Raw genomic sequence first — 26,273 nt, forward strand, 5'->3', positions numbered from 1 at the left:
AGCCGCGAAGCCATGGGAATCGACGTGGTCGTCGAGGGGCTCACCAAGGCCTTCGGACGGCAGACCATCTGGCAGGACGTCACCCTCACCCTGCCCGCCGGGGAGATCAGCGTGATGCTCGGCCCCTCCGGCACCGGCAAGACGGTGTTCCTGAAAGCGATCGTCGGACTGCTCCGGCCGGACCGGGGCCGGGTCCTGGTCGACGGCGTCGACATGGCCAACAGCCGCGAGAAGGACATCTACGAGGCCCGCAAGCGCTTCGGGCTGCTCTTCCAGGACGGCGCGCTCTTCGGCTCGATGAGCCTCTTCGACAACATCGCCTTCCCGCTGCGCGAACACACCAGGAAGAAGGAGTCGGAGATCCGCCGGATCGTCATGGAGCGCATGGAGGTGGTGGGGCTGGCGGGCGCCGAGCGGAAGCTGCCGGGCGAGATCTCGGGCGGGATGCGCAAACGGGCCGGGCTCGCCCGGGCGCTCGTCCTCGATCCGCAGATCATCCTCTGCGACGAACCGGACTCCGGTCTCGACCCGGTGCGCACCTCCTACCTCTCCCAGCTCCTCATCGACATCAACACCCAGCTCGACGCGACCATGCTGATCGTCACCCACAACATCGACATCGCGACCACCGTCCCCGACAACATGGGGATGCTCTTCTGTCGTGAGCTCGTCGCCTTCGGCCCCCGGGAGGTGCTGCTGACCAGCGACGAGCCGGTCGTCGAGCAGTTCCTCGCAGGACGCCGGGCCGGCCCCATCGGCATGTCGGAGGAGAAGGACCGGGCGACCCTCGCCGAGGAGGCCTCGCACGCCCCCGGCCCGGCCGCCCGCCGCGCCCTCGCCCCGCAGCTCGAACCCACCCCCGGCCTGCCGCCCCGCCGCGCGGTCCAGCGCCGCCGCGCCCGGGTGCGCGCGCTCCTCGACGAGCTCCCGCCCGCCGCCCGCGCGGCCGTCGAGGCGGACCTGCGGGGCGCGCCACCGGGCGGCCCCGACACCACGCTCGTACGGACCGGGGCCCCGCACACCTACGAGGGCGGGGGGACGCGGTGACCGCCCCCACCGACTCCGGCCCCGGGCCCGCCGGGACGCCCGTGCCCCGTCCGCCGCTGCGCGTCCTCAACCCGCTGCGCGAGACCGGCCGGCTCTTCGCGCTGAGCCTCACCGTCGTACGGCTGATGTTCCGGCGGCCCTTCCAGGCGCGGGAGTTCGTCGAGCAGTTCTGGTTCATCGCCAGTGTCACCATCCTGCCCGCGATGCTGGTGACGATCCCGTTCGGCGCGGTCATCGCGCTCCAGGTGGGCTCGCTCATCCAGCAGTTCGGCGCCCAGTCCTTCACCGGCGGCGCCAGCGTGCTCGTCCTGGTCCAGCAGGCGAGCCCGCTGATCGTGTCGCTGCTGATCTCCGGGGTCGCGGGCTCGGCGATCTGCGCGGACCTGGGGGCGCGGACGATCCGCGAGGAGCTCCAGGCCATGGAGGTCATGGGCGTCTCACCGGTGCAGCGGCTCGTCGTGCCCCGGGTCCTCGCGGTCATGTCGGTCGGGCTGCTGCTCAACGGTCTGGTCTCGGTGGTGGGGACGCTCGGCGGCTACTTCTTCGCGGTGACCGTGCAGCACGGCACCCCGGGTGCGTACCTCGCGGGCTTCTCCACGCTCGCCCAGCTCTCCGATCTGCTCATCGGTGAACTCAAGGCGGTGCTCTTCGGGTTCATCGCCGGGGTGGTCGCCGCCTACCGGGGGCTGAACCCCAGGGGCGGCCCGAAGGGCGTGGGCGACGCCGTCAACCAGTCCGTCGTCTTCACCTTCCTGATGCTCTTCTTCGTCAACATGGTGCTGACGGCCCTGTATCTCCGGCTCGTCCCGGCGAAGGGGCTCTGACATGGCGCTCCTGGACCGGGCCCGAGGCCGCGCCCGAAGCGGCGCCGAACCGGGGAGAGGCGAACCGAGCAGGCTGTGGGCCTGGCTGGACCGGCCCGGCGACGAGCTCCTCTTCTACCTCCGTGCCCTGCTGTGGATCCCGCGCGCGGTCCGCCGCTACCCCAAGGAGGTCCAGCGCCTGCTGGCCGAGGTCTCCTTCGGCAGTGGCGGACTGAGCGTCATCGGCGGCACGGTCGGCGTGATGATCGGCATCACCGTCTTCACCGGCACCGTCGTCGGCCTCCAGGGGTACGCGGCGCTCAGCCAGATCGGCACGGACGCCTTCACCGGGTTCGTCTCCGCGTACTTCAACACCCGCGAGATCGCCCCGCTGGTGGCCGCGCTGTCCCTCTCCACCACGGTCGGGGCGGGCTTCACCGCCCAGCTCGGCGCGATGCGCGTCAACGAGGAGATCGACGCCCTGCGGAGCATGGGCGTACGGCCCCTGCCGTATCTCGTCTCGACGCGGATCGTGGCGGGCACGGTCGCCATCGTCCCGCTGTACGGGATCGGGCTCCTGGGGTCGTTCCTGGCGTCCCGGACGGTCACCGTCCTCTTCAACAACCAGTCCACCGGCACCTACGACCACTACTTCCACCTCTTCCTCGCCCCCACCGACGTGCTGCTCTCCTTCCTCAAGGTGCTGGTCTTCAGCGTCCTGGTGATCATGGGGCACTGCTACTACGGTTACCGCGCCACCGGCGGCCCGGCGGGCGTCGGCGTGGCCGTGGGCCGGTCGGTGCGGACCGCCATCGTGCTCATCAGCGTCGCGGACTTCTTCCTCAGCCTGGCGCTGTGGGGCGCCACGACCACGGTGAAGGTGGCGGGATGAGCGCGCCCGTGCGGGACAGGACGACGAGTGCCCCGGCGAAGGCACGCCCGGCGGACGCCGTGCTCACCCGCCGCCGCAGGCTGGCCGGTCTGGCCTATCTGCTGCTGCCGGTCCCCCTCGTCTGGCTCTCGCTCGCCTTCTACCACCACGACTTCGAGGACACGGCCCGCGTGGTCGTGGAGGCCGGCCCGGTCGGCGACGAGATGCGCCCGCAGGCGGACGTGAAGCTGCGGGGCGTGGTGATCGGCCGGGTCGAGAAGGTCGACACCGACGGCCGCACCGCCCGGCTCACCCTCGCCGTGAAACCGGGGCAACTGCGCCGGGTGCCCTCGGACGTGTCGGCCCAGCTGCTGCCCACCACGCTCTTCGGGCAGCGCTATGTGGCGCTCGTACCGCCCGCCCGGCCCTCCACGAGCCCGCTGCGGCCCGGCAGCGTCATCCCCAGGGACCGCAGCCGCAACGCCGTGGAGCTGGAGACGGCCCTCGACCATCTGCTGCCGGTGCTCACCGCCGTACAGCCGCAGAAGCTGTCGGCGACGCTGACGGCGGTGGCGGACGCGCTGCGCGGACGCGGCGACAGGCTCGGCGCCTCCCTGGAACAACTCGACGCGTACCTCGGGAAGTTCAACCCGCGGCTGCCCGTGCTGAGCAGGGACATCAAGGAGTTCGTCCGGGTGGGCGAGGGGTACGCGCGAGCCGCACCCGACATCGTCGATGCGCTCTACGACGCGACCACCACCAGCGCCACCCTCGCCGCCGAACAGCGGCGGCTGGCGGCGGTGTACGGATCGGTCACCACCTCGTCGGGGGACCTCACCACCTGGATCCGGCAGAACCGCGACAACCTCATCCGGGTGACGGCCGCGAGCCGCCCCTCCCTGCAGATCTTCGGCCGGTACGCGCCCGCCTTCCCCTGCACCCTCAAGACCCTGGCCGACTTCGTGCCCGTCATGGACCGGGCGCTCGGCAAGGGCACCGACGAGCCGGGGCTGCACGTGGACGTGACGGTGGTCCCGGACCGGGGCGCCTACCGGCCGGGCCACGACACACCGCGCTACACCGCCACCGGCGGCCCGGCCTGCTACCCGGTCCCGTACCCGGGCGGCCCGGCGTCGGGGCGCGCCCCGCAGAGCGCCTCGGCGCCGCTCGCGACCGTCGGCGGCGGCCTCGGCGTCGCCAACTCGCCGCAGGAGAACACCCTGGTGAACGAGGTGCTCGCGGCCGGTGTCCGGCGGACCCCGGACACGCTGCCCGACTGGTCGAGCGTCCTGGCCGGACCGGTGCTGCGCGGCGCGGACGTGAGACTGCGGTGAGCCCCGTGACGACCGAGAGGAGGACGGAGGTGGCGACGAGGTGAACCGCGCGCCCCTCACCGCACCGCTGATCAAATCGGTGGTCTTCGTCCTGGTCACCGTGGTGGCCACCACCGTGCTCGCGCTGAGCATCAGCAACACGGGCATGGGCGGCAAGGACACGTACCGGGCGTGGTTCACCGACGCCACCGGACTCGGCAAGGGCGACTCGGTCCGTATCGCGGGCGTCGAGGTCGGCCGGGTCGAGTCGGTGGAGATCGTCCAACGGCGGTACGCGCAGGTGCGGTTCTCCGTCCGGCGGGGCCGGGCCCTGCCCGCCTCCAGCACCGCCGCGATCAAGTACCTCAACATGGTCGGCCAGCGCTATGTCGCCCTGGAGCGCGGCGCCGGTCCCGTCGGAGAACCTCCGCTGCGGCCGGGCGGGACGATCCCGCTGCGCCGCACCTCGCCCGCCCTCGACCTCACCCAGCTCTTCAACGGCTTCCAGCCGCTCTTCCAGGGTCTGTCCCCGGCCGAGACCAACAAGCTGGCCGGCTCCGTCGTGCAGGTCCTCCAGGGCGAGGGGCCGACCGTGGACAGCCTGGTCACCAGTATCGGGTCGGTCACCAGCACCCTCGCGGCGAAGGACGCGGTGATCGGGTCGGTCGTCGACAACCTCACCACCGTGCTGCGGACCGTCAACAGCCGCGAGAGCCGGCTCACCGGCCTCATCGACACCCTCGACGAGCTGGTCTCCGGCCTCTCCGCCGACCGCAAGCCCATCGGACAGGCGGTCAGCTCGCTGGCGGCGCTGACCACCAGCACCGCGGGACTGCTCGACGAGGGCCGGGAGCCGCTGCGCGGCAGCATCGACCAGCTCGGCCGGGTCTCCGCCAACCTCGCGGACAACGGCCCGCTGCTGGAGGAGTTCCTGCGCCGCACCCCCGCCAAGATGCGGGCCCTCACCCGTGCCGTCTCGTACGGGAGCTGGCTCAACCTCTACCTCTGCGAGGCGAAGGTCACCGGCGTCACCACCGACGACGGCAGCCCGCCCCCCACCGGCATCGCGATCAAGGACCAGAGGTGCCGCCGATGACTCCTGTACGCATCCGTGGCCCGCGCCCGCCGAAGCCGGCCCGCAGACCGGCGGCCGAACGGCACCCCGTGGCGATCGCCGTCGTCGGGCTGCTCACCATGGCGGTGATCGGACTGCTCGTCCGCCACGTCGACGCGCTGCCGTTCGTCGGCGGCGGCACCCGCTACACCGCCGATTTCAAGGAGTCGGCCGGACTCCACCCCGGGGACGAGGTGCGGATCGCGGGCGTGAAGGTCGGGAAGGTCAATGCGGTCGGGCTCGACGGGCCCAAGGTGAAGGTGGCCTTCACCGTCAAGGACGCCTGGGTCGGGGACGCCAGCACCGTCGGCATCGCCGTCAGGACACTCCTCGGCTCCAAGTACCTGGCGGTCGACCCGCGCGGTACCGGCGCCCAGGACCCGCACCGGCGCATCCCGATCACCCGCACGACCTCACCGTACGACGTGCTCGACGCGCTGGACGGACTGGGCGAGACGGTCGGCGAGCTCGACACGCGCACCCTCGCCAAGAGCTTCGAGACGCTCTCGGCCACCTTCCGCGACACCCCGCCGGACGTGCACAGGGCGGTCACCGGCCTGGCCGACCTGTCGCTGGCCGTCGCGAGCCGCGACGAGCAGATCACCCGGCTCCTCCAGGGCACCGACCGGGTCACCAGGACCCTGGACGGCAAGAAGGACCGGGTGCGCGACCTGCTCGGTGAGGGCGGACGCCTCCTCGCCGAGGTCGGCTACCGCAGGGACGCCATCCACGGGCTGCTCACCGGCGCGCAGAGCCTGAGCGTCCAGCTCAGCGGCGTCGTCGCGGACAACCGGGCCCGGCTCGGCCCCGCCCTCGACTCGCTCGGCCGCGTCACGGCGGTGCTCTCCAGGAACAAGACGAACCTGGACCGCATCCTGGCGCAGGCGGGCCCGTACTACCGCCTCATCGGCAACACCCTCGGCAACGGCCACTGGATGGACAGCTATCTCTGCGGCCTCGTCCCCAAGTCGTATCTGCCCCCGGGCAGCACACCGCCCCGGGGCTGTATGCCGCCGAAACCAGCGAAGGGGAACGGGAGTTGAGACCCTCACGCAGCACACTGCCCCGGCCGCGCCGGCTCCTCGTCCTCGGTGTCGCCTTCGTCCTGCTGGTCGCGGCCACCGTCTCGGCCGTCGCCGTGCGCGTCCTGGGCGACGACGGCGCCCTGCGCCTCACCGCGTACTTCGACCGGACGGTCGGCGTGCACGAGGGCTCGGACCTGCGCGTGCTGGGCGTACGGGTCGGCAGCGTCGGCCGCATCCGCCCCGAGGGCACGCGGGTGCGAGTGAGCCTGCGCGTCGACGAGGGCGTACGGATTCCGCGGCTCGTGCGGGCGGTCGTGGTCGCCCCGAGCGTCGTATCGGGCCGTTTCGTGCAGCTCAGCCCCGCCTACAGCGGCAGCGGACCGACCCTCGCGGACGGCGCGGTCATCCCCCGGGAGCGGACCGCGACCCCGATGGAGGTCGACGAACTGACCGAGAGCGTCAGCGGCCTCGTCGACGCGCTCGGCCCCGAGGGCGCCAACCGCGAGGGCGCGCTCTCCGACCTCATCGGCACCGCCGCCAGGAACCTCAAGGGCAACGGCGACGCCGTCGGCCGTACCGTCCAGCAGCTCGGCGGCGCCGCCAAGGTCCTCGGCGGCTCCAGCGCCGACCTGGTCAGGACCGTGCGCCAACTCCAGTCGTTCGTCACCATGCTGAAGGAGAACGACAGCACGGTCCGCACCACCGAGCGGCAGCTCTCCGACGTCACCACCTTCCTCGCCGGCGAGAAGGACGACCTCGCCGCCGCGCTGCGACAGCTCGGAACCGCGCTCGGCCAGGTGAAGACCTTCATCCGCGACAACCGGGGCAAGCTCACCCAGCAGGTCGACCGGCTCGCGACCGTCACCCGGTCGCTCGTCGACCAACGCGCCTCCCTGGCCGAGGCGCTGGACACCCTGCCGCTCGCCGCCGCCAACCTGGAGAACGCCTACAACCCGGCCACCCGCACCATCGACGGCCGCGCCGACCTCAACGAGCTCGGCCCGCTGCCGCTGCCCGCCGCCGAGACGTACGCCGACAGCGCGCCGGGGGCCCGGCGATGAGGCGGGGCGCCGCGCGGGCCGGGCTGGCGCTGTGCGCGGCGGCCGTCGTCACCGGGCTCGCGATCGTGCCCGGCGGGCCCGGCGTGCCCTCGTTCCACGGCATCCAGGACCTGCCGCTGCCCGGCGGCGCCGACCTCGGCAGCCACCCCTACCGCGTCACCGCCGTCTTCCGGGACGTCACCAGTCTCTTCCCCCGGTCCGCCGTGAAGGTCAACGACGTTCCGGTCGGCCGGGTCGAGAAGATCACGGCGGGCGGCGACGACTGGCTGGCGAGGGTGACCATGAAGGTCAACGGCAAGGTGCGCCTGCCCGCCGACGCCTACGCCAACCTGGAGCAGTCCAGCCTGCTCGGCGAGAAGTACGTCCAGCTCGTCGCCCCCGAGGAGCTGGCCCCCCGCCCCGACCTCAACGACACCACCGGCCCGCGTGCCGCCGCCACCACCCGTGCCTCCGCGCCGCTGGCGGACGGCGCCGTCATCCCGCTCGCGCGCACCAACCGCAACGCGGAGGTCGAGGAGGTCTTCGGCGCGCTGTCCATGCTGCTCAACGGCGGTGGAGTACAGCAGATCAACACCATCACCCGCGAGCTCAACCGCGCCCTCGACGGCCGCCGATCCGCGGCCCGTTCCGTCCTCGCCCGGATCGGCACCTTCGCCAAGGACCTCGACAAGCACCGCGGCGACCTCACGGACGCGCTCGGAGCCCTGGACCGGCTGTCGTCCACCCTGGCCGGCCGGGACGCCAGGGTCGGCGCGGTACTGGACCGGCTCGGCCCCGGCCTCAGCGTCCTCCGCGACCAGCGCGGCTCGCTCGTCACCATGCTCAGATCCCTGGACACGCTCTCCACGGCGGCCGTCGGCACCGTCGACCGCACCCGGGCAGACCTGGTGGCCGACCTGCGGGCGCTCGCACCCACCCTGAAGGGCCTGGCCGACGCGGGCCGGAACCTGCCCGCCTCGCTCCAGGTGCTGATGACGTACCCGTTCACCGACGAGGTGCTGAGCGGGGTCAAGGGCGACTACCTGAACGTCTACCTCAAGGTCGCCGCCGCCCCCGGCACCATGGTCCTGCCCGAACACGCCACGCCCGCGCCCACCGGGGGCACGCTGCCCCTGCCCTCCGTCGGGGAGGCCGGTGCCCGGTGACCACCCTCGGCACGCACATCAAGAACCTCGCCTTCCTGCTGCTCGGCACGCTGGTGCTCGGCTACATCGCGGTGACCTACGCGGACCTCGGACGGTTCGTCGGCGCGCCCGGCTCGTACACCGTACGCGTCCAACTCGCCGAGACCGGCGGGCTGTTCACCGGCGCCGGGGTCACCTACCGGGGCGTCGACGTCGGCCGGGTCCGGAGCATCGCACTGACCCGGGACGGGGTCGAGGCGCGCCTCGCCATCGACGACGGCACCCCGGCCATCCCCGCCGACCTGGACGCCAAGGTGGCCTCTCTGTCGGCGGTGGGTGAGCAGTACCTCGACCTCGCCCCCCGCACCGACCGCGGCCCCTACCTCCACGACGGCGACACCATCGCCCGCCGGGACACCAGCACACCCGCCCCCATCACCCGCCTCCTCACCGGCGTCGACGCCCTGGCCGCGTCGGTGCCGACCGACGACCTGCGCACGGCCGTCGACGAACTCGGCAGGGCCTTCGCCAACCAGGGCTCCAACCTCCAGGTGCTCCTGGACGCGGGCAGCCAGTTCCTCAACGCCGCCGACCGGGCGCTGCCCGCCACCACCCGACTGCTCACCGACGGGGAGACCGTGCTCAGGACCCAGGCCGACAGCACCCGCGCCCTCACCTCCTTCGCCACCGGGGCCCGTACGCTCGCCCGGCGGCTGAAGGACTCGGACTCGGATCTGCGCCGGGTCATCGACGAGACACCGGCCACCGCCGACGAGTTCACCGCGCTGCTGCGGGACAACGACCCCGGTCTGAGCGTGCTCCTCGCCAATCTGACGACCACCTCCGAGCTCCTGGTCACCCGTCAGCACGGCACCGAGGAGCTGATGGTGCGGCTGCCCCGGGTGGCCGCCGCGGGCTCCAGCGCGGTCGGCCCGGGCGGAGCGGACTTCGGCATGGTCACCACCTTCTTCAAGCCCCTGCCCTGCACCACCGGGTACGAGGGGACCCGCTACCGCGACGGCCTCGACACCGCCGGGGACGCGCCGGTGAACACCGGGGCGCGCTGCACCGCCCCGCCCGCGAGCGGCCGGAACGTCCGGGGCTCGGCCAACGCGCCCAGGGGCCCGGTCCCCACCCCGGCCGTGCCGGGCTCGCTGCCGGGCGCCGGCCGGGGAACCGGCGTGCTGGGCGCTCCTTCCGTACCGCCGCGGAGCCCCGTGGGCCTCGCCCAACTCCTCGGGCTGGGGGAGTGAGGGCATGAGACGCCGACGGCTCGTCCTGATCGCGGGGCTGGTGCTCGCCCTGGCGCTGTGCGGGGTGTCCGGATGGACGTACGCCCGCGCCAGGGGCGACGGCGATCTGACGTACGCGCACAGCCGCGACGCGGCGCTCGCCGACGGACGCCGCGGCATCGCCCGGCTGACCTCCCTCGACGCCCGTGCCGTCGACGCGGACCTGGCCGCCTGGCTGGACGCGACGACCGGACCGCTCGGGGACGAGCTGCGCGCGACCCGCGCCAAGAGCGCCCAGGTCCTCAAGGAGCAGGGCACCACGACCCGCGCCGAGGTCACCGACGCGGCCGTCACGGAGCTCGACGACCGCTCCGGCACGGCCCGGCTCATCGCGACCGTACGCGTCGAGGCGCGGCCCCGCACCGGTGCCCCGACCACCGACCGCAAACGTTTCGAGGCGGCCCTCGCCCGCACCGGCCACGGCTGGAAGCTCACCTCCCTGACCGCCGTCGCGGTCGGGACGGGCTGAGGGGAGGGACGGCGATGACCACGACCGAGGAACAGCCGGACACCGCGGCCGACGCCGCCGGGGAGACGCCCGCCCGGCGCCGTCCACGCCGCTTCCTGCCGCCGCTGCTCATCGCGGCCCTGCTGGCGGCGAGCGGCGTCCTGCTGCTGCTCGCCGGGCAGTCGAGGCACTCCCCGGCCACCGTCAACCGCGCCCTGACCGACCGCGCGGCCACCGACGAGGTGCTGGCGGAGGTGGGAACGGCGGCCTCCCGTGTGTTCAGCTACGCCCCGGACACCCTGACCCGCACCCGTGACGACGCGCGCGTGCTGCTGCGGGGGCAGGCGGCGAAGGAGTACGACGCGCTCTTCGCGCAGGTCCGCGAGCGGGTGGCCGAACAGGGGCTGACGCTCACCACCAGGGTCGCCCGCGCCGGGGTCACCCGGCTCACGGCCGGCCGCGCGGAGCTGCTGCTCTTCCTCGACCAGACCAGTGTGCGGCGCGGTGGCAGCGCGACGACCGTGGCCGCGCAGCTCTCGGTGTCCGCCGCGCGCGAGGGCGGCCACTGGCGGATCACAGCGATCAAGGCCCGCTAGGGCGGGTGGGGAGGTGTCATGGCACGGATGACCCGGGCGGTGCGCGGACGGCCGCCGCTGACGGCGGCGGCCGGGGTGGCGGCAGCGCTGGCCTGTGCGTTCGCGCTGTGGACGGGCGGTTCCTGGTACACGGCGGCGCACGACGACCGGGCCGCGTTCGCCCGTACCAGGGACGAGGTGCTGCGGGCCGGTGAGCAGGGCGTGCAGAACATGAACACCCTCGACCACGGCGACCTGGCCCACGGCCTCGACCTCTGGGAGGAGTCCGCCACCGGCGACCTCCTCAAGGAACTCAAGGACAGCAGGCAGCAGTTCGTCCAGCAGGTCGAGAAGGCCGGGACCACGACCACCGCCAAGGTGCTCTCGGGCGCGGTCACCGAACTCGACGAACGGGCGGGCCACGCCCGGGTGATGGTCGCGACCCGCGTCACCGTCGTCGCGGCGGACCACCGGAGCAGTACCAAGGACAGCCGGATGCTCGGCGAACTCACCCGCACCCCCGAGGGCTGGAAGCTGAGCCGACTGGGCCAGGCGCCGATCGGCGACGCGGCCACCCCCTCCGACAACCCCTCCGACAACCCCTCCGGCACCCCCTCGAACACCCCGGCCACCACCCCGCCCGCCGGTACGCCCACCCCCAGCGGCAGCTGACCCGGAGGCCCGCCATGTCGACCACCCGCCACCTCGTCAACCGCCGGCGCCGCCTGGCCGCGGCCCGCCCGCCCACCGCCCGGCCCCTCGATCGCGCCCGCAGTAAACCCGGACCGGGGACAGCACCCGAATCCAAGCCCGAACCCAAGCCCGAATCCAAGCCCGAATCCGAGTCCCGGTTCGGCCGTGCGGTCCGGCCGGCCAGGGAGAGGTTCCCGACCTGGCCCTCGGCCCTCGCCGCCCTGGCCGTGCTGCTCACCGCGTTCTCCGTCCTCGCCCACATCCAGGGCGGACACGGCGACAGGGGCGGCGCCGGACGCAACACCGCGCTGGCCGACACCGCCCGGACCAGCGAGGTGAAGGGCGCCGTCGAGGAGGCCGTGCGGGGGATCTTCTCGTACGACCACACCGACCCGGCCAGGACCGAGGCGGCGGCCAGAGACCGGCTGACCGGTTCGGCCGTCACGCAGTACCGGAGCCTGATGGAGCCGGTCCGCGAACAGGGGCCGAAGCAGAAGCTCGTGCTGACCACCACGGTCACCGACAGCGGCGTCGAGGTCATCGACGGGGACCGGGCCCGCGTCCTGGTCTTCGCCGACCAGACCAGTACCCGTACCGGCAAGGGCGGCTCCACCACCGTCGCCGCCGCGATGTTCGCCGTCGACGCGGTCCGCCGGGACGGCACCTGGCGGATCGCCTCCCTCGACACCTTCCAGCGGGCACCGGGCACCCCGACCGACCAGGGCAAGGAGTGAGAGCCGTGTTTCCTCGACAGACGAAGCGGGCCGCGGCGAGCCTCGCGCTGCTCGCCGCCGTCACCACACCGGCCATCGCGTGCGGCTCCTCGGCGCAGCCACCGCCCGAGGTGGACTGGGCGGGCGGGGTCTGCGCGCACCTGACGGACAGCGGCGCCGGACTGGCGGTGCCCACGGTCGACCGGACCCAGCCGGTACGGGCCAAGGGGCAGTTGCTCACCTTCCTCACCGCCCTCTCCCAGCGGCTCGGGGCGCTCCGCACGGACCTCCAGAGGGACGGGGCCCCGCCGGTCGCCGGCGGCGCCGGTGCGCTGGGCACGGCCCTGGCCCGGCTGGACACGGCGCGTACGTCGGTGGGCGAGGCGGTCACGACGCTCTCCCGGGCCGAGGTCACCGACGAGAAGTCGCTGAAGTCCGCACTGGACGCCGCGGGTTCGTCCCTGCGGGCGGTCAGCGCCTACAAGGGCCCCGCCGACGACCTCCGGGCGGATCCGAGGCTGCGGAAGGCGTTCGACGACAACCCGGACTGCGCGGCGGCCGTCAAGGCGGCCGGGGGCGGGGAGGGGACGCGCGATGGCTCATGAGCCCGCCCCGCGTGCCGAGCGTCCCGGACCCGGTCCGCACCAGAGCCTGCGGGAGTTGACGCCGGGGCAGCGGCTGGCCGTCGTCGTCGCGGCGGGCGCCGTCGCCGCCGGACTGCTCGTCCACACCGGCGCGACCTTCCTGCACCTCGCCCCGCGCAACGCGGCCACCGACGCCGTCGGCGACACCGTCAACGCGTATATGGCGCCCGAGTTCTCCCAGAGCTGGCAGCTCTTCGCGCCCGACATCACCCGCACCATGACGGCGGTCTCCGCCCGCGTCGAACTGCGCACGGCGGACGGCACCATCCGCACCGGCCCCTGGCGGGACCTGACCGCGCGGGACCTGGCCGAGCTGCGCGGCAACCCCCTGCCCAGCCGCGTCCGCCAGCAACTCGCCACCGCCTGGACGAAGATGCTGGCCGCGCACGATCCCCAGCAGCGGCCCATCGGCCCGGCGGGGCTCGACAGCGAGCAGTACCTCAAGCGTCTCGCCCTGTCCCGGATGCCCGCTGCCCCGGACGGCGCGCACGTCGAACGGATCCAGTTCCGCTCGACCGACACCACCGTCCCGCCGCCACCGTGGAAGACGCGCACCGCCCGCTCCGCGCCGGTGGTGCGCGTCTACCCCTGGTGGCCGGTGAGCGCCGCCGACTTCGCCGAGGGGCGTACGTCATGAGACCCCAACGGGGCGCCGAGAAGGGCGAGTCGACGCTCGACCGCGTTCTCGGCAGGGCCTGCGACCCGCGGGTATGGGCCCATCAGAGCGCGGCCGTACGGATCGGCATGGCCGCGATCTGGCTGCTGCTGCTCGTCCACGAGTTCTGGCGCCGCGAGAGGATCTGGGGCCCGGACGCACCCTGGAGCTGGCACCTCGCGGAGCACGCGCTCGACCGGAGCCACGGGTTCAGCGTGCTGCGCTGGTCCGGGAGCGAGCTGTGGTTCGAGGTGTTCTACCTGCTCTCGGCGGCCGTCGCGGTGGCGCTCCTGGTCGGCTGGCGCACCCGGACGGCCTCGCTGCTCTTCCTCGTCGGCGTCCTCTCCCTCGACCACCGCAACGAGAACGTCCTCAACGCCGGCGACACCATCTTCCGCATCACCGCGGTCTACCTCGTCTTCACGCGGTGCGCCCAGGTGTGGTCACTGGACGCCCGCCGACGCGAGCGCGCCCCGGCAACGGGCGACCGGGACCGTACGGGCGTGGTGCTGTGGTCCTGCTGCGGCCTGGTCCTCACCTGGGCGACGCTCCCGGGGCTGCTCGGCGGCGGCTGGGCGCTCGTGCTGTGGGGCTGCTGGGCCGGGCAGGGAGTGTGGCGCGGGGTGCGCGGCCGTCCGGGGGCGCGCCGCACCCTGGAGTTGATCGGTCATCTGCTGCACAACGGCGCGGTGGCGATGATGATGATCCAGCTCTGCCTGCTGTACGCGTCGGCCGGCTGGTACAAGATCCAAGGTGCGCCCTGGCAGGACGGCACCGCCGTGTACTGGTCGGCCGGACTCGACTGGCTGGAGCCGTACCCCGCGCTCTCCCACGCCCTCACCTCGCACGCGCTGACCGTCCTCGCCCTGACGTACGGAACCGTGCTCGTCCAGGTCGCCTTCCCGTTCAGCCTGCTCGACCGGCGGGTCAAGAACGTCCTGCTGGCGCTGCTGTTCGCCGAGCACATCGGCATCGGGCTGCTGCTGGGACTGCCGTACTTCTCGCTGTCGATGATCGCGGCCGACCTGGTGTTCCTGCCGACCGGGTTCCTGGTGGCGGCGGGGGAGCGGGCCGACGGGCTGCGGCGGCGGCTGACCGGTGACAGACGGCCGGCCCCCGACGCCTGGGGCGCGGAGGCCGGCCTGGCGGCCCGCTCGGAGGAAGAGGAGGGGGTCACCCCTTCTTGGCGAGCGTCATGTTGATCGTGTTGCCCGGGCCCGAGGTGAAGGCGCTCAGGATGTCGTTGAGCGCGCCGCAGCTCTTCAGCGGCGGCAGGATGTACGTCCCCTTGAGCTTGCCGCCGCTCAGCGGGTCGAACCGGCCGTCCGAGGTCAGGTTGACGTCGGCGGGGCTACCGGACTTGCAGTCGGCGCCGCCGCCCAGCGGGATGCCGAAGACGGCTATCTCGGGCAGTTTCACGTACATGCTCGACTTGGTGGTGAGGTCACCGGCGGTGCTGAGCGTGCCGTTCGTCCGGCCCACCTGCTGGAACTCGATCTTCGCGGTCGCCGGGAGGAACCCGAGGATCGAGAACTTCCCGGAGGTCGGGTTCAGCGTGAGATCGGCGTTGTAGGTGCCCGAGGCGAGGTCGAAGTCGGCCTCGATGCCGCCGGCCAGGGCGGTGGTCCCGTTCGCCGCCTTGATGGTCGAGCTACCGGTGAGGCCGTAGCTCAGGTGGATGGGTGGGTTGGGGGTGGTGGGGGTGGTGGGGTTGGTGGGATTGGTTGGGTTGGTGGGGTCGGTCGGGTTGGTCGGGTTGGTCGGGTTGGTGGGGTTCGTGGGGTCGGTCGGGTTCGTGGGGCTGGTTGGGTTGGTTGGGTTGGTCGGGTCCGTGGGGTTCGTCGGGTTCGTCGGGTTGGTTGGGTTCGTGGGGGTGTCTTCCACGACCTTGAAGCGGTGCAGGGTCTTGTCCGCCGACGTCAGGGTGCACGCCGCGTCGAACGTGTCCTTGCCCGTGACCAGTTGAACCGGCTTGCCGTTCGCGTCCCGCGCGATCATGTCGTGCAGCGAGATGTTGTTGACGTCGATGCTGCCGTCGCCGGTCCGGTCGAAGGTCAGCGGGGGCGCATGGCCGGTGGCCATCACCGCGAAGTCGGCGGGCGGGCTGGGGATGTCGCCCTTGGCCACGTCGTTCTCGACCTTGATCCCGGAGAGCGGCCCCGACGGGGTGTTCACCGTGACGTCGGCTGTCGCCTTGCCCTCCAGGGTCCTGGCGCCGACCAGTCCGAGGCCCTGCGCGGCCCGGGAGCTCACCAACGTGTTCGCGTCGATTTCGAAGGCCGGGGTCGCCCGGCCCTTCGGGATCTCGGCCGGGATGTCGGCCGAGATGGTGATCTTGATCGGGTCGGCGCCGATCAGGGGGAAGACGCAGGAGTAGTCCTGTACCAGCTTGGCGGGCACCGCCGTCGCCGTACCGGCCGCGGTGACCGACACCGTGGTGGTGACCACGCCGATGGCCGCGGTGACGGCCAGGGCGGACAGCGTCCCCTTGGTCCGCTTTCTCTGAATTCCCATGAGCTGCCTCTCGCAGTGGTGAAACCATCGTTTCCGGACCGGAAACTACTGAGCGGTAAGGTGGGGGTCAAGGTGAAAATCAGGTCCGGGCGAACCGAGAATTGCGAATTGGCAGTGACCGATGAATCGGAGGGTCTTTTTCGTTGTCCGGTGCGCACTTCACTCCGTGTGCGGACGGGATTCGGACGTATGCGGAACGGCCCTGAAGCGGCCGTTGACCGCAGTTCCCGGCATCAGTACTTTCCGGGGAGTACGGGAGTCCCCGAAAACAGATACAGGGTGAAATGCGTGTTCGCCGCTCGGCCGCTCTCGCACTGGCCGGTGGTGCGCTCCTCTCGTACGGCGTGGGGGACGCCACGGCCGGGCCGGGGCCGACGCGGCCGACCCCGGCCGGCCCGACCCCGACCGGCCCGGGCGGCTTCCCCGTCACCCCGTCACCCTGTCCGGCCCGCCGCGCGGCGCCGGAGCACCAGCCACACCGCCCCGCCGGCCAGGACGAGCCCGGCGAGGGCGACGACCGTCCAGTTCACCGTGGCGTAGCCGACCTCGGCGCTCTCGACCAGGTCGCCCGCCGTGTCGGCGGCCGTCACCTCGACGTTCCCCCAGTCCACCAGGGGTGGCCCGACCCACTTCTGGGTCACCTCGACGCGCTGGCCCGGCAGCAGTTCGGCGGGCAGACGCCGGCCCGGCGGCTCGAAGGCGGTGTGGCCGAACACCCCCTTCGCGCGCAGGGTGACCTGCGGCGAGAGCATCACGTTGCCGCTGTTGACGAGCGCGTACGAGATGGTCGCGGCGCGTCTGGCCCCCGGCACCAGCGGCGCGGTGTAGCGGAAGCGGACGTCGTCGATCCGCAGCCCCCGTACTCGGGCGCCGTTCACCTTGAGATACAGGCGGGCACCGACGGCCTGCTGGACCGCGACGCCGTTTCCGTCGGAGCGACCCAGACGCGTGTCCAGGGCGACGATCGCCCCGGGGTGGTCGCCGGGCTCGGCGCCCGCCGGCACGGTGAGCGTGAAGGGAACGGTGACCTGGCCGCCGCCGGGAACGGTCACCTCGGTGCGGTCCAGCCGCGTCCAGGCCCCGACGCCGGTCATCCGCTCGGCCTTGTTCCGTACGGCGAAACCGCCGTCGCGCGGGGTGTTGTACCCGTCCGTCCCATACAACTGGAACGTCGCTGTCCGGGCGTCGAGGTTCTTGACCGTCACCTTGTCGTGGACGGTCCCCCCCCGGTCGGCGGTCATCCGGAAGTACGCCCGGGCCGGTGTGTCCGGTGCGCCCTGGTGCACCGGGAACACCGACCAGCGGCCGTTGTCCGCGGCGTGCGCCGGTGGCAGGGGAAGGGCGGCGAGCGCCGCGAGCAGCCCGAGGACGACGAGAAGCGGCGCCGGGCGCCGCGAAGTGGTGCGGTGGCTCATACGGTTCCCCCTCATGGGGCCGGACGTGGGGACGGAAGTGGGCCGGTCGCTGGGTGCGACCGGCCCGGGGGAGGCGCGACTCACGTCAGGGTGAGGGTGAGCACGGCCTTGTAGTCGCCCGCGGCGGCCGTCGCGGGGATGTCGAGGGAGAGTGCGCTGTCCACGCTGAACCGGCCGCCGGTGGCGGGGGCGTCGGGCGCTCCGGCCAGGGTGGCGCCCACGGTTCCGACGGGGCCCTCGGTCCCGGCCACGCAGTTGCTCCTGGAGCCAGGCGCGGAGACGCACGAGGGCTTCCAGCGGAGCTTGTCCGCGGTGATCGATCCCGCCGTACCGGTGAAGTCGGTGACCTTGCCGGTCAGCGACCAGCCGTTGGCGCCGTTGCGGTCGTCCTTGACGGTGACGGTCTGGAGGTTGCCGCTGGAGACGCCGCCCACGCCTTGGTTGACGGCGGACAGGGCCACGTTGTCACCGGGCTGGCTCATGGAGAGCGTGCCGGCCGCGGCCTTCACCTGGGTGCTCAGGTTCTGCTGAGCGGTCGAACCGGAGGGGGCGGTGGGGTTGGTCGGGTTGGTCGGGTCAGTGGGGTTCGTAGGGTTGGTTGGGTTGGTCGGGTTCGTAGGGTTGGTGGGGTTCGTCGGATCAGTCGGGTTCGTCGGGTTGGTTGGATTCGTGGGGTTGGTGGGGTTGGTGGGGTTCTTCGGTACGACTTTGAAGCTCGCGAGGACCTTCTCCGTCGACTTCAGCGTGCACGGGGCGTCGAACGTGTCCTTGCCCGTGACCAGTTGGATCGGCTTGCCGTTGGCGTCGCGCACGATCATGTCGTGCAGACCGATCCCGTTGACCTCGATCCGTGCGTCACCCGGGGTATTGAAGGTGAGCGACGGGGCGTTGCCCTTGGCGTTGACGGTGAAGTCGGCCGGCGGGCTGGGAATGGTGGTCTTCTCGACCGTGTTCTCCACGCCGATTCCGGAGAGCGGGCCGTCCGGCGTGTATACGGTGACGCTTGCCCGCGCCATGCCTTCGAGTGTCTTGCCGCCGACCAGACCGAGCCCCTGAGCGGCCCGTGAACTGACCTTCGTGGCCGCGTTGACCGCGAATGCGGGGGACGGCGTCCCCGCTTCGATCTCGGTCGGAATCTCGGCCGTGATGGTGGCCTCGATCGGGTCGTTGCCGATCAGCGGGAATACGCAGTCGTACTGCTGGACGAGTTTCGCCGGTGCGGCCTGTGCGGCCCCGGCTCCCGCGAAGCCGAGAAACCCCGCGACGACACCGCCGACCGCGGTGGCGGCCAGGGCTGTTCGCGCCCCGGACTTCCTTTGCCGAGCTCCCATGAGGTACCTCTTGTGTGTTGTACGGACAGGGAAGTTCCGCGTTTCGGATGCGTAAACTACTTGTGAGTAGGGGGACGGTCAAGGCGCCGGATATGCAAGGGTGTCCAAGGTCCCGGTCATTCCTGTTTCTTGTCACCGCGGTGAGTATGTCCGTGCCCTTTCTTGTCTCCGCCGCACACATGCTCACCTGTGTGACAAATTCTGAAATGCGGGCGGAATGGAAAGAGAATGGGAAAACGGGACTCCGGAATTCCGCGCCCCTGCGGGGTTCTGTCCGAACCCGGCGCGGGCACGTCGTGGCGGTGTCCGGTGGTACTCGCGGTGGTACTCGTGGCGGTCCCGGGACGATTGCAATATGACGGCACGTCAGATATGACGGAACGTCAGGGAAGGTGGAGTCCATGGGGAAGCCGGGACGGCCGAGGAGGGCGCGGCGGGGCGCGAGGCGCCCTGGCAGCCGCTCCCCGCGGTCGGTATGGTCGGCCCCGGCCGAACGGCAGCCGACCGCGTCGGCCCGCAAGAGACCACGCCTGCCCTCAGTGCCCGGCGGCGCCTTCGAGCGCCCCCGTCCCACCGTGCGACCCGGCCCCACCGCGCGAACCCGCACCACCGCAACCCCCGGCAGCGGCACGAACTCCGGCACCAGCGCACGACCCCGCCCCGTCGCACCACCCCGCCCCAGCGCACCTCCGGGCAGTGGTACGAGCCTCGTCGGCGGCCCGTCGCCGTCGGACGGCCCACCCCCCGGCCGTCCGGCGGCCCCGCCGCCTTTCGGGCTCGCCGCTGCCGTCACCCCCCTCGCGGCACCATCGGTCTGATTCGGAGTGTTCATGACGCCCGTAGCGCCGAACCCTGAACTTGTCATCGGAGTGAGCCCGTTATGCCTGCCCGACCCGCGTCCGGTCGCCGCGGTCCGTCGAGCGGGCGGACTCGGAGTGCTGGATATCGGGACGGGCGACCGCCGGGCCAGAGAAGCCCTCGTGTGCGCAGACCGCTGGACGTCCGGTGTCTTCGGCCTCCGGGTCGGACCCTCCTGCGCGCTGACGCCCGAGGAGGTGGCCGAGGAGTGCGGCGGCACCCTTCCGCCCGTGGTGCTGCTCGCCCCCGGCGTCGACTGGAAGATCGGCCAACTGGGCGGCCGGACCCGGGTCCTGGCCGAGGTCGGCGACCGTGACGAGGCGCGCCGGGCCGCGGCCGACGGCGCGTACGGGATCGTGGCACGCGGGAGCGAATGCGCCGGCCGCGGCGGCGAACTGGGCACCTTCGTCCTGCTCCAGGCGCTCCTCGCCGACCCGGCGTACGAGCTCCCCGTGTGGGCCTGCGGGGGCATCGGCCCGCGTACGGCGGCGGCGGCCGTGGCGGGCGGTGCCGCCGGGGTCGTCCTCGACACCCAGCTGGCCCTGCTCGCGGAGTCGGGGATCACGGACGAGGCGGCAGCCGCGCTGCGCACGATGGACGGGGCCGAGACGACCGTCATCGACGGGGTGCGGGTCCTGCGCAACGCCCGCACCGGCCTCCAACTGCCGGTCGGCCAGGACGGGTTCCTCGCCTCGGTGTTCGCCGACCGGTGGGGCACCGTGGCCGGTGCCGTACGCGGGGTGCGCGAAGCGGTCCTCGACGCGGTGGGCGATCCGGCCGCCGCGCGGATCATGGCGGCGGGCTCCCCCCTGGCGCGGGCGCTCGGCACCCGGCTGCCCCTCGTGCAGGGCCCCATGACCCGGGTCAGCGACCGGGCGGGCTTCGCGGCGGCCGTGGGGCGCGAAGGGGCGCTGCCGATGCTGGCGCTCGCCCTGTCCGACGGCGCGCAGAGCCGCACCCTCCTCGAACGCACCCGCGACGAACTGGGCGAGCGCCCCTGGGGCGTGGGCATCCTCGGCTTCACGGACAGCCGTCTGCGGGCTGAGCAGCTCGCCGCCGTACGGGCCGTCCGGCCCACCCACGCCATCATCGCCGGGGGCCGCCCCTCCCAGGCGGCCGACCTGGAGGCGGCCGGCATCCGGACCTTCCTGCACGTCCCGTCGGCCACCCTGCTCACCCAGTTCATTGACATGGGCATGCGTAAGTTTGTCTTCGAAGGCGCCGAATGCGGCGGCCATGTCGGGCCGCGCAACAGCTTTCCGCTCTGGGAGGCGCAACTGGCGGTGGTCGAGGAGTACGTGCGGCGCGCGCCCGGCGCCGCGGGCGACTTCCAGGTGCTGCTCGCGGGCGGCATCCACGACGAGCGCTCCTCCGCCATGGCCGCCGCCGTCGCCGCCCCGCTCGCGGCGCGCGGGGTCGCGGTCGGCGTCCTGATGGGCACCGCCTACCTGTTCACGGCCGAGGCGGTCGAGTGCGGTGCGATCCAGCCGGTCTTCCAGCGCCAGGTGATCGCCGCCGGGGCCACCGCGCTCCTGGAGAGCGCCCCGGGCCACGCCACCCGCTGTGTCGCGAGCCCGTACACCGCCGACTACGCGGCCACCCGCGCCCGGCTGCGCGCCGACGGCACCCCCGACCGCCGGGTCTGGGAGGAGCTGGAACGGCTGAACATCGGGCGGCTGCGGATCGCCAGCAAAGGTGTCGAGCGCGAGGGCGCCGAGCTGCGACCCGTCTCCGAGCAGCGCCAGCTCGACGCCGGGATGTTCATGGCCGGGGAGGTGGCCGTGCTGCGCTCGGCGGCCACGACCGTGGGCGCGCTGCACGACGCCGTGAGCCGGGGCGCCGCCGCCTTCGCCGAGCGGCGCGCGGCCGAGCTCAGCGAAACCCCGGACACGTCCGGGGAGAGGGCCGAAGAGCCCGGCGCCCGGCCGCTCGACATCGCTGTCGTCGGCATGGCCTGCATGTTCCCCCAGGCCCCCGACCTCCCCACGTACTGGGCGAACGTCGTCGGCGGTGTCGACGCGGTCACCGAGGTCCCCGCCGACCGCTGGGACCCGGAGATCTACCACGATCCCAGCGGTGAGCGCGCGGGCACCACCGCGTCACGGTGGGGAGGCTTCCTGCCCCCGATCCCCTTCGACCCGTTCGCCTACGGCATCCCGCCCGCCTCGCTCGGCAGCATCGAACCCGTACAGCTCCTGGCCCTCGAAGCCGCGCGGCGGGCCCTGGACGACGCCGGGTACGGCGACCGGCCCTTCGACCGCTCCCGTACGTCCGTGGTCTTCGGCGCGGAGTCCGGCAGCGACCTGTCCGGTGCCACCACGCTGCGCACGGTCCTGCCCGCCTATCTGGGGGAGATACCGCCCGCCGTCGAGGAGCAGTTGCCGAAGCTCACCGAGGACTCCTTCCCCGGCATGCTCGCCAACGTCATCGCGGGCCGGATCGCCAACCGCCTCGACCTGGGCGGCGCCAACTACACCGTCGACGCGGCCTGCGCCTCCTCGCTCGCCGCGCTGGACGTGGCCTGCAAGGAACTCGCCTCCGGCACCAGCGAGATGGTGCTCTGCGGCGGCGCCGACCTGCACAACGGCATCAACGACTACCTGCTCTTCTCCTCCGTCCGCGCCCTCTCCCCGAGCGGCCGTTCCCGTACGTTCGACGCCTCGGCCGACGGCACCGTGCTCGGCGAGGGCGTGGCCTGCGTCGCGCTGAAACGCCTGGCCGACGCCGAGCGGGACGGCGACCGCGTCTACGCCGTGGTCAAGGGCGTCGGCAGCGCCAGCGACGGCCGCTCCCTCGGCCTCACCGCGCCCCGGCCCGAGGGCCAGCGGGCCGCCCTGGAGAGGGCCTACCGGGCGGCCGGGATCTCACCCGCCCGGGTCGGTCTGGTCGAGGCGCACGGCACCGGGACCGTGGTCGGCGACCGTACCGAACTGGCCACGCTGACCGAGGTGTTCACCGAGGCGGGCGCGGCGGCCGGCGGCTGCGCCCTCGGCTCCGTCAAGTCCCAGCTGGGCCACACCAAGTGCGCGGCGGGCCTGGCGGGCCTGATCAAGGCGGCGATGGCCCTGTACACCGGGATCACCCCGCCCACCCTCCACCTCCAGGAGCCGAACGCCGCCTGGTCGCCCACGACCAGCCCCTTCGCCTTCCACGCCGAGGCCCGGCCGTGGGCGGCCCCGGCGGCCGAACGCATCGCCGGGGTGAGCGCGTTCGGCTTCGGCGGCACCAACTTCCACGCGGTGCTCACCGCCCACACCGAGGGCGCGCCCCCGGACCGGGGGTACGAGACGTGGCAGGCCGAACTGTTCCTCTTCCGCGGCGCGGACACGGCGGCGGCCGGCCGGGAGGCGCGGTGGCTGCTGGAGGAGCTGGGGGAGCCGGACGCGCCGGGCGCCGGACCGCGACTGCGGGACGCGGCGCTGACGGCGGCCCGGCGCGCCGCGGGCCGGCCGGGCGCGGTGCGGATCGCGGTCGTGGCGGAGAGCGTGGCGGACCTGCGCGCGCTGCTGCGGAAGGCGGCGACGGGGGAGCGGGGACGGGGGGTGTACGCGGCGGACGAGGTGATGGACGGCCTCGGCGCCGAGCCCGAAGTCGCCTTCCTCTTCCCCGGTCAGGGCAGCCAGCGCCCCGGCATGCTCGCCGAGCTTCTGGTCGCGTTCCCCGAGGCCGCACATCCCGTGCGGCGGGGCGGGGCGTACGCCCCGGCGCTCTACCCGCCGAAGGCCTTCGGCCCGGGCGCCGCCGAGCGGCAGCGGGAAGCGCTCAAGGACACCAGGATGGCCCAACCCGCCCTCGGAATCGTCGGACTGACGGCCGGGCGCGTGCTGGAATCGGTCGGGGTCCGCCCCGCCATGGCGGCCGGGCACTCCTACGGCGAGCTGGTGGCCCTCGCCGCCGCCGGGGCCCTCACCCCGGACGCGCTGCTCGACCTCAGCGCCCGCCGGGCCGAGTCCATCCTCGACTCGCTCGGCTCCGACCCGGGCACCATGGCCGCGGCGGCTGCTTCCCCGGCCGACGTGGAGCGCGTCCTTACGACGGCCGGGCTCGGCGGCCGGGTCGTGGCCGCCAACCGCAACGGCCCCCGCCAGACCATCGTCTCCGGCCCCACCGCCCTGGTCGACGAGGCGATGGACCACCTCCGCGGCGCGGGACACGACGTCCGGCGCATCCCGGTCGCCTGCGCCTTCCACAGCCCGCTGGTCGCGGGCGCGGGCGAACGGTTCGCCCCGGCCCTGGCCCGGCACACCGTCAGGGCCCCGGAGTTCCCGGTGTGGGCCAACCGGACGGCCGCCGCGTATCCGGCCGAGCCCGACGGCGTACGCGCCGAACTGGCCGCGCAGATCGGCTCCCCGGTGCGCTTCGCCGAGCAGATCGAGGCGATGTACGCGGCGGGGGCGCGGATCTTCGTCGAGGCGGGGCCCGGCACGGTGCTCACCGGTCTCGTCGGCCGGATCCTGGGCGACCGGCCGCATCTTGCGGTCGCCTGCGAACCCCGGCCGGGCGCCGGGCTGCGCGGACTGCTGGAGTCGCTGGCCCGGCTCGCGGTCGCCGGTGTGCCGGTGGACGCCGGGCGGCTCCTCCACGGCCGGGGCGCGGTGACGGAGCGGCCCGAGCCGCCCGGCTGGACCGTGGACGGCCAGCTCGTCCGCACCCGGTCCGGCGAACTCCTGCCCGGAGCCCTGCAACCGGCCCGACGGGTCAGTCTGGAGACGACCACGGTGACGCGAGACGGCGACGCACAGCACGAGCTCATCGCGGACTTCCTGCGCACCACGCGCGAGCTGGTCGCCGCGCAACGGGACGTCCTGCTCACGCACTTGGGAGCGACCGGCGCCGGGGTGTCCCCGCCGCCCGTTCCCCCGCGTACGGATACCGTCGCACGGACCGTGCCCCCGGCCGTGGCCGAGGAGCCCGCACCCGTCGACGCGCCGCTCGCGGCGGTCGTGGACATCGAGCAGGCCGTGCTCACCGTCATCAGTGAGCGCACCGGCTACCCGGTCGACATGATCGAACCCGATCTGGACCTCGAAGCGGACCTGAGCATCGACTCCATCAAACGCACCGAGATCGTCGGTGAGCTGGCCCGCCATCTCGCCGGGACCCGCACCTTCGACGACGCGGAGATGGAGGAGCTGTCCCGGGCCCGGACGGTCGCCGCGATCACGGAGTGGATCACCGGGCACGAGACGCGCGCCGAGTCGCAGGGTCCCGCCCCGGCGCCCGCGCCCACCGTCGCGGCCGGGGCCCGGCCCGAACCCGAGCCCGAGCCCGGGCCCGTCCACGGCGTGCCCCCACGCCGCTTCCTGCTTGAGGAGACCCCTCTCGCCCTGCCGCCCACCCCACCGGACCCCTCCCTCGGCGGCAGGCGCTTCGCGCTGCTCGGCGGCGGCGCGACCGCCGAGGAGCTGACGGCACGGCTGGTGGACCGGGGTGCCGAGGTCGTCGCGTACGACACGGACCGGCGGCTCGACGCCGCCGACGGCCCCCTGGACGGGGTCTTCCACCTCGGCGCCGTCGTCCCCGCAGTCCCCTGCGACAGCGGTCCGCCGCTGCTCCCCGGGGCCTTCGAGGTCGTCCGCGCCGCACTGCGCCTCCGGCCGCGCACACTGATCTGCGCCAGGACCGCGCCCGGCGCCGGAGAGGAGGCGGGGGCCGGGCTGCCCGGGCTGTTCCGGACCATCGGGCGGGAGTACGACGACGTCATCGCGCGTGTCGTCGACCTCGACCCGGCGGAGACGGCCGCGCGGCGCGCCGACTTCCTGCTGGCCGAGCTGTACGCCGAGGACCGCGCCCCCGTCGTCGTGCGCACCGCCGCCGGGCGGTACGGCCACACCCTCGTGGAGCGCCCCCTCGGCGCTCTGGCACGGACCGGTGCCGGGCCCGCCGGGGACGGGGCCGCCGAAGCCGCGGCCCTCGGGCTCGACCGCGACAGCGTCGTCCTGCTCGCCGGAGGTGCCCGGGGCATCACCGCGGACTTCGCGCTGACGCTCGCGGCTGCCTCCCATTGCCGGATCGAACTCCTCGGCAGGACCCCGCTCCCCGCCGGGCCCGAGGACCCGGAGCTCGCGGGCGCCGCCGACGCGACCGCGCTGCGGGCGCTGCTCGCCGCCCGGGGCGACCTGGCCCCCGCCGCGATCGAACGCGAGGTCGCGAACCTGCTCGCGGCCCGCGAGGTCGCCCACACCCTGGACCGGCTGGAGCGGCTCGGCAGCCCCGCCGCGTACCGCGTCGCCGACATGCGCGACGGCGCGGCCGTGGCCCAGGCCGTCAAGGAGATCCAGGCCGAGCACGGCCGTATCGACCTGGTGGTGTACGCGGCGGGCGTGATCGAGGACCGGCTCATCGAGGAGAAGGACCCCGAGTCCTTCCGGCGGGTGTACGCCACGAAGGTGGACGGCGCCCGCGCGCTGCTCGACGCCGCGTCCCAGCTCGCCCACGCCCCCCGGACGGCCGTGCTGTTCGGCAGCGTCTCCGCCGTACTCGGCAACCGGGGGCAGGGCGACTACGCCGCCGCCAACGACGCGCTCGCGGGCCTCGGCGAACGGTGGGCGCGGCGCACCGGACGGCGGGCGCTGACCGTGCACTGGGGGCCGTGGGCGCCCTCGGCGGAGCACGCCGGCATGGTCAGCCCGCATCTCGCCCGGGAGTACGCCCGGCGCGGGGTGGCCCTCATCGACCGCGAGGAGGGGGCGCTCGCCCTGCTGCGGGAGCTGGCCTGGGGCGACGAGTCGGCCACATCCGTCGTCTACACGGCGTCGGGCTGGTGAGATGGCCGAC

At 73.4% G+C, this 26,273-nt stretch carries 19 protein-coding genes and 1 pseudogene; 17 read left to right on the forward strand and 3 right to left on the reverse strand.

The genetic code is table 11. From position 1 onward, the window contains the following. Positions 1–12: 12 nt before the first annotated feature. The 16 genes and pseudogenes from ACZ5ID_RS09100 to ACZ5ID_RS09175 all read left to right on the forward strand — a co-directional run bounded on the left by ACZ5ID_RS09100 (position 13) and on the right by ACZ5ID_RS09175 (position 14,580). Positions 13–1,047, forward strand: a complete 1,035-nt coding sequence (locus ACZ5ID_RS09100) for an ABC transporter ATP-binding protein (protein WP_468894925.1) — start codon at positions 13–15, stop codon at positions 1,045–1,047. After that, the gene (locus tag ACZ5ID_RS09105) at positions 1,044–1,871 is read left to right on the forward strand and encodes an MlaE family ABC transporter permease (protein WP_468894927.1); all 828 of its coding nucleotides are present in this window, start codon (positions 1,044–1,046) and stop codon (positions 1,869–1,871) included. The genes ACZ5ID_RS09100 and ACZ5ID_RS09105 overlap by 4 nt, the downstream gene beginning before the upstream one ends. 1 nt (position 1,872) lies before the next feature. Beyond that, a complete protein-coding gene (locus ACZ5ID_RS09110; protein ID WP_468894930.1) occupies positions 1,873–2,742 on the forward strand; it encodes an MlaE family ABC transporter permease in 870 nt (289 codons plus the stop codon). After that, positions 2,739–4,055 carry an MCE family protein gene (locus ACZ5ID_RS09115; RefSeq protein WP_468894932.1) on the forward strand — a complete coding sequence of 439 codons (1,317 nt, stop codon included), beginning with the start codon at positions 2,739–2,741 and terminating at the stop codon, positions 4,053–4,055. Before ACZ5ID_RS09110 ends, ACZ5ID_RS09115 begins: the two co-directional genes overlap by 4 nt. A gap of 40 nt (positions 4,056–4,095) precedes the next feature. Continuing rightward, positions 4,096–5,130, forward strand: a complete 1,035-nt coding sequence (locus tag ACZ5ID_RS09120; RefSeq protein ID WP_468894934.1) for an MCE family protein — start codon at positions 4,096–4,098, stop codon at positions 5,128–5,130. Then, the gene (locus tag ACZ5ID_RS09125) at positions 5,127–6,191 is read left to right on the forward strand and encodes an MCE family protein (protein WP_468894936.1); all 1,065 of its coding nucleotides are present in this window, start codon (positions 5,127–5,129) and stop codon (positions 6,189–6,191) included. The genes ACZ5ID_RS09120 and ACZ5ID_RS09125 overlap by 4 nt, the downstream gene beginning before the upstream one ends. After that, entirely contained in the window at positions 6,188–7,234 is a 1,047-nt protein-coding gene (locus ACZ5ID_RS09130; protein ID WP_468894938.1) for an MCE family protein, read from the forward strand. The genes ACZ5ID_RS09125 and ACZ5ID_RS09130 overlap by 4 nt, the downstream gene beginning before the upstream one ends. Then, positions 7,231–8,379: an MlaD family protein gene (locus tag ACZ5ID_RS09135; protein WP_468894940.1), complete on the forward strand. Its 1,149-nt coding sequence runs from the start codon at positions 7,231–7,233 to the stop codon at positions 8,377–8,379. The genes ACZ5ID_RS09130 and ACZ5ID_RS09135 overlap by 4 nt, the downstream gene beginning before the upstream one ends. Next, on the forward strand, positions 8,376–9,611 hold the full coding sequence (locus ACZ5ID_RS09140) for an MlaD family protein (RefSeq protein ID WP_468894942.1): 1,236 nt from the start codon (positions 8,376–8,378) through the stop codon (positions 9,609–9,611). Before ACZ5ID_RS09135 ends, ACZ5ID_RS09140 begins: the two co-directional genes overlap by 4 nt. A gap of 4 nt (positions 9,612–9,615) precedes the next feature. Continuing rightward, a complete protein-coding gene (locus ACZ5ID_RS09145) occupies positions 9,616–10,119 on the forward strand; it encodes a hypothetical protein (RefSeq protein WP_468894945.1) in 504 nt (167 codons plus the stop codon). A 14-nt stretch (positions 10,120–10,133) separates the two neighbouring features. Then, positions 10,134–10,694, forward strand: coding sequence for a hypothetical protein (locus tag ACZ5ID_RS09150; protein WP_468894947.1), 561 nt, complete (start codon positions 10,134–10,136; stop codon positions 10,692–10,694). A 27-nt stretch (positions 10,695–10,721) separates the two neighbouring features. After that, positions 10,722–11,237 (forward strand): annotated as a pseudogene (locus ACZ5ID_RS09155) (nuclear transport factor 2 family protein); the annotation flags it as partial. A 122-nt stretch (positions 11,238–11,359) separates the two neighbouring features. Continuing rightward, positions 11,360–12,100 (forward strand): nuclear transport factor 2 family protein, encoded by a 741-nt coding sequence (locus ACZ5ID_RS09160; RefSeq protein WP_468894949.1) that lies wholly within the window; start codon positions 11,360–11,362, stop codon positions 12,098–12,100. A gap of 5 nt (positions 12,101–12,105) precedes the next feature. Then, positions 12,106–12,684, forward strand: a complete 579-nt coding sequence (locus ACZ5ID_RS09165; protein ID WP_468894951.1) for a hypothetical protein — start codon at positions 12,106–12,108, stop codon at positions 12,682–12,684. After that, a complete protein-coding gene (locus ACZ5ID_RS09170; protein WP_468894953.1) occupies positions 12,674–13,360 on the forward strand; it encodes a DUF5819 family protein in 687 nt (228 codons plus the stop codon). The genes ACZ5ID_RS09165 and ACZ5ID_RS09170 overlap by 11 nt, the downstream gene beginning before the upstream one ends. Beyond that, entirely contained in the window at positions 13,357–14,580 is a 1,224-nt protein-coding gene (locus ACZ5ID_RS09175; RefSeq protein ID WP_468894955.1) for an HTTM domain-containing protein, read from the forward strand. The genes ACZ5ID_RS09170 and ACZ5ID_RS09175 overlap by 4 nt, the downstream gene beginning before the upstream one ends. On the opposite strand, the gene ACZ5ID_RS09180 is transcribed toward ACZ5ID_RS09175, so the two are convergent. The 3 genes from ACZ5ID_RS09180 to ACZ5ID_RS09190 all read right to left on the reverse strand — a co-directional run bounded on the left by ACZ5ID_RS09180 (position 14,552) and on the right by ACZ5ID_RS09190 (position 18,638). Beyond that, positions 14,552–15,892, reverse strand: coding sequence for a DUF6801 domain-containing protein (locus tag ACZ5ID_RS09180; RefSeq protein ID WP_468894957.1), 1,341 nt, complete (start codon positions 15,890–15,892; stop codon positions 14,552–14,554). The two genes, ACZ5ID_RS09175 and ACZ5ID_RS09180, sit on opposite strands and share 29 nt — an antisense overlap. A 434-nt stretch (positions 15,893–16,326) precedes the next feature. Continuing rightward, positions 16,327–17,307 carry a COG1470 family protein gene (locus ACZ5ID_RS09185; RefSeq protein ID WP_468894959.1) on the reverse strand — a complete coding sequence of 327 codons (981 nt, stop codon included), beginning with the start codon at positions 17,305–17,307 and terminating at the stop codon, positions 16,327–16,329. An 80-nt stretch (positions 17,308–17,387) separates the two neighbouring features. Further along, positions 17,388–18,638 carry a DUF6801 domain-containing protein gene (locus ACZ5ID_RS09190; RefSeq protein WP_468894961.1) on the reverse strand — a complete coding sequence of 417 codons (1,251 nt, stop codon included), beginning with the start codon at positions 18,636–18,638 and terminating at the stop codon, positions 17,388–17,390. A gap of 830 nt (positions 18,639–19,468) precedes the next feature. Between ACZ5ID_RS09190 and ACZ5ID_RS09195 the strand changes: the two genes are divergently transcribed. Next, complete coding sequence (locus ACZ5ID_RS09195) at positions 19,469–26,263, forward strand: SDR family NAD(P)-dependent oxidoreductase (protein WP_468894963.1); 6,795 nt, start codon at positions 19,469–19,471, stop codon at positions 26,261–26,263. The last annotated feature ends 10 nt before the right edge of the window (positions 26,264–26,273 follow it).

Source organism: Streptomyces sp. NPDC031670 (assembly GCF_055580545.1).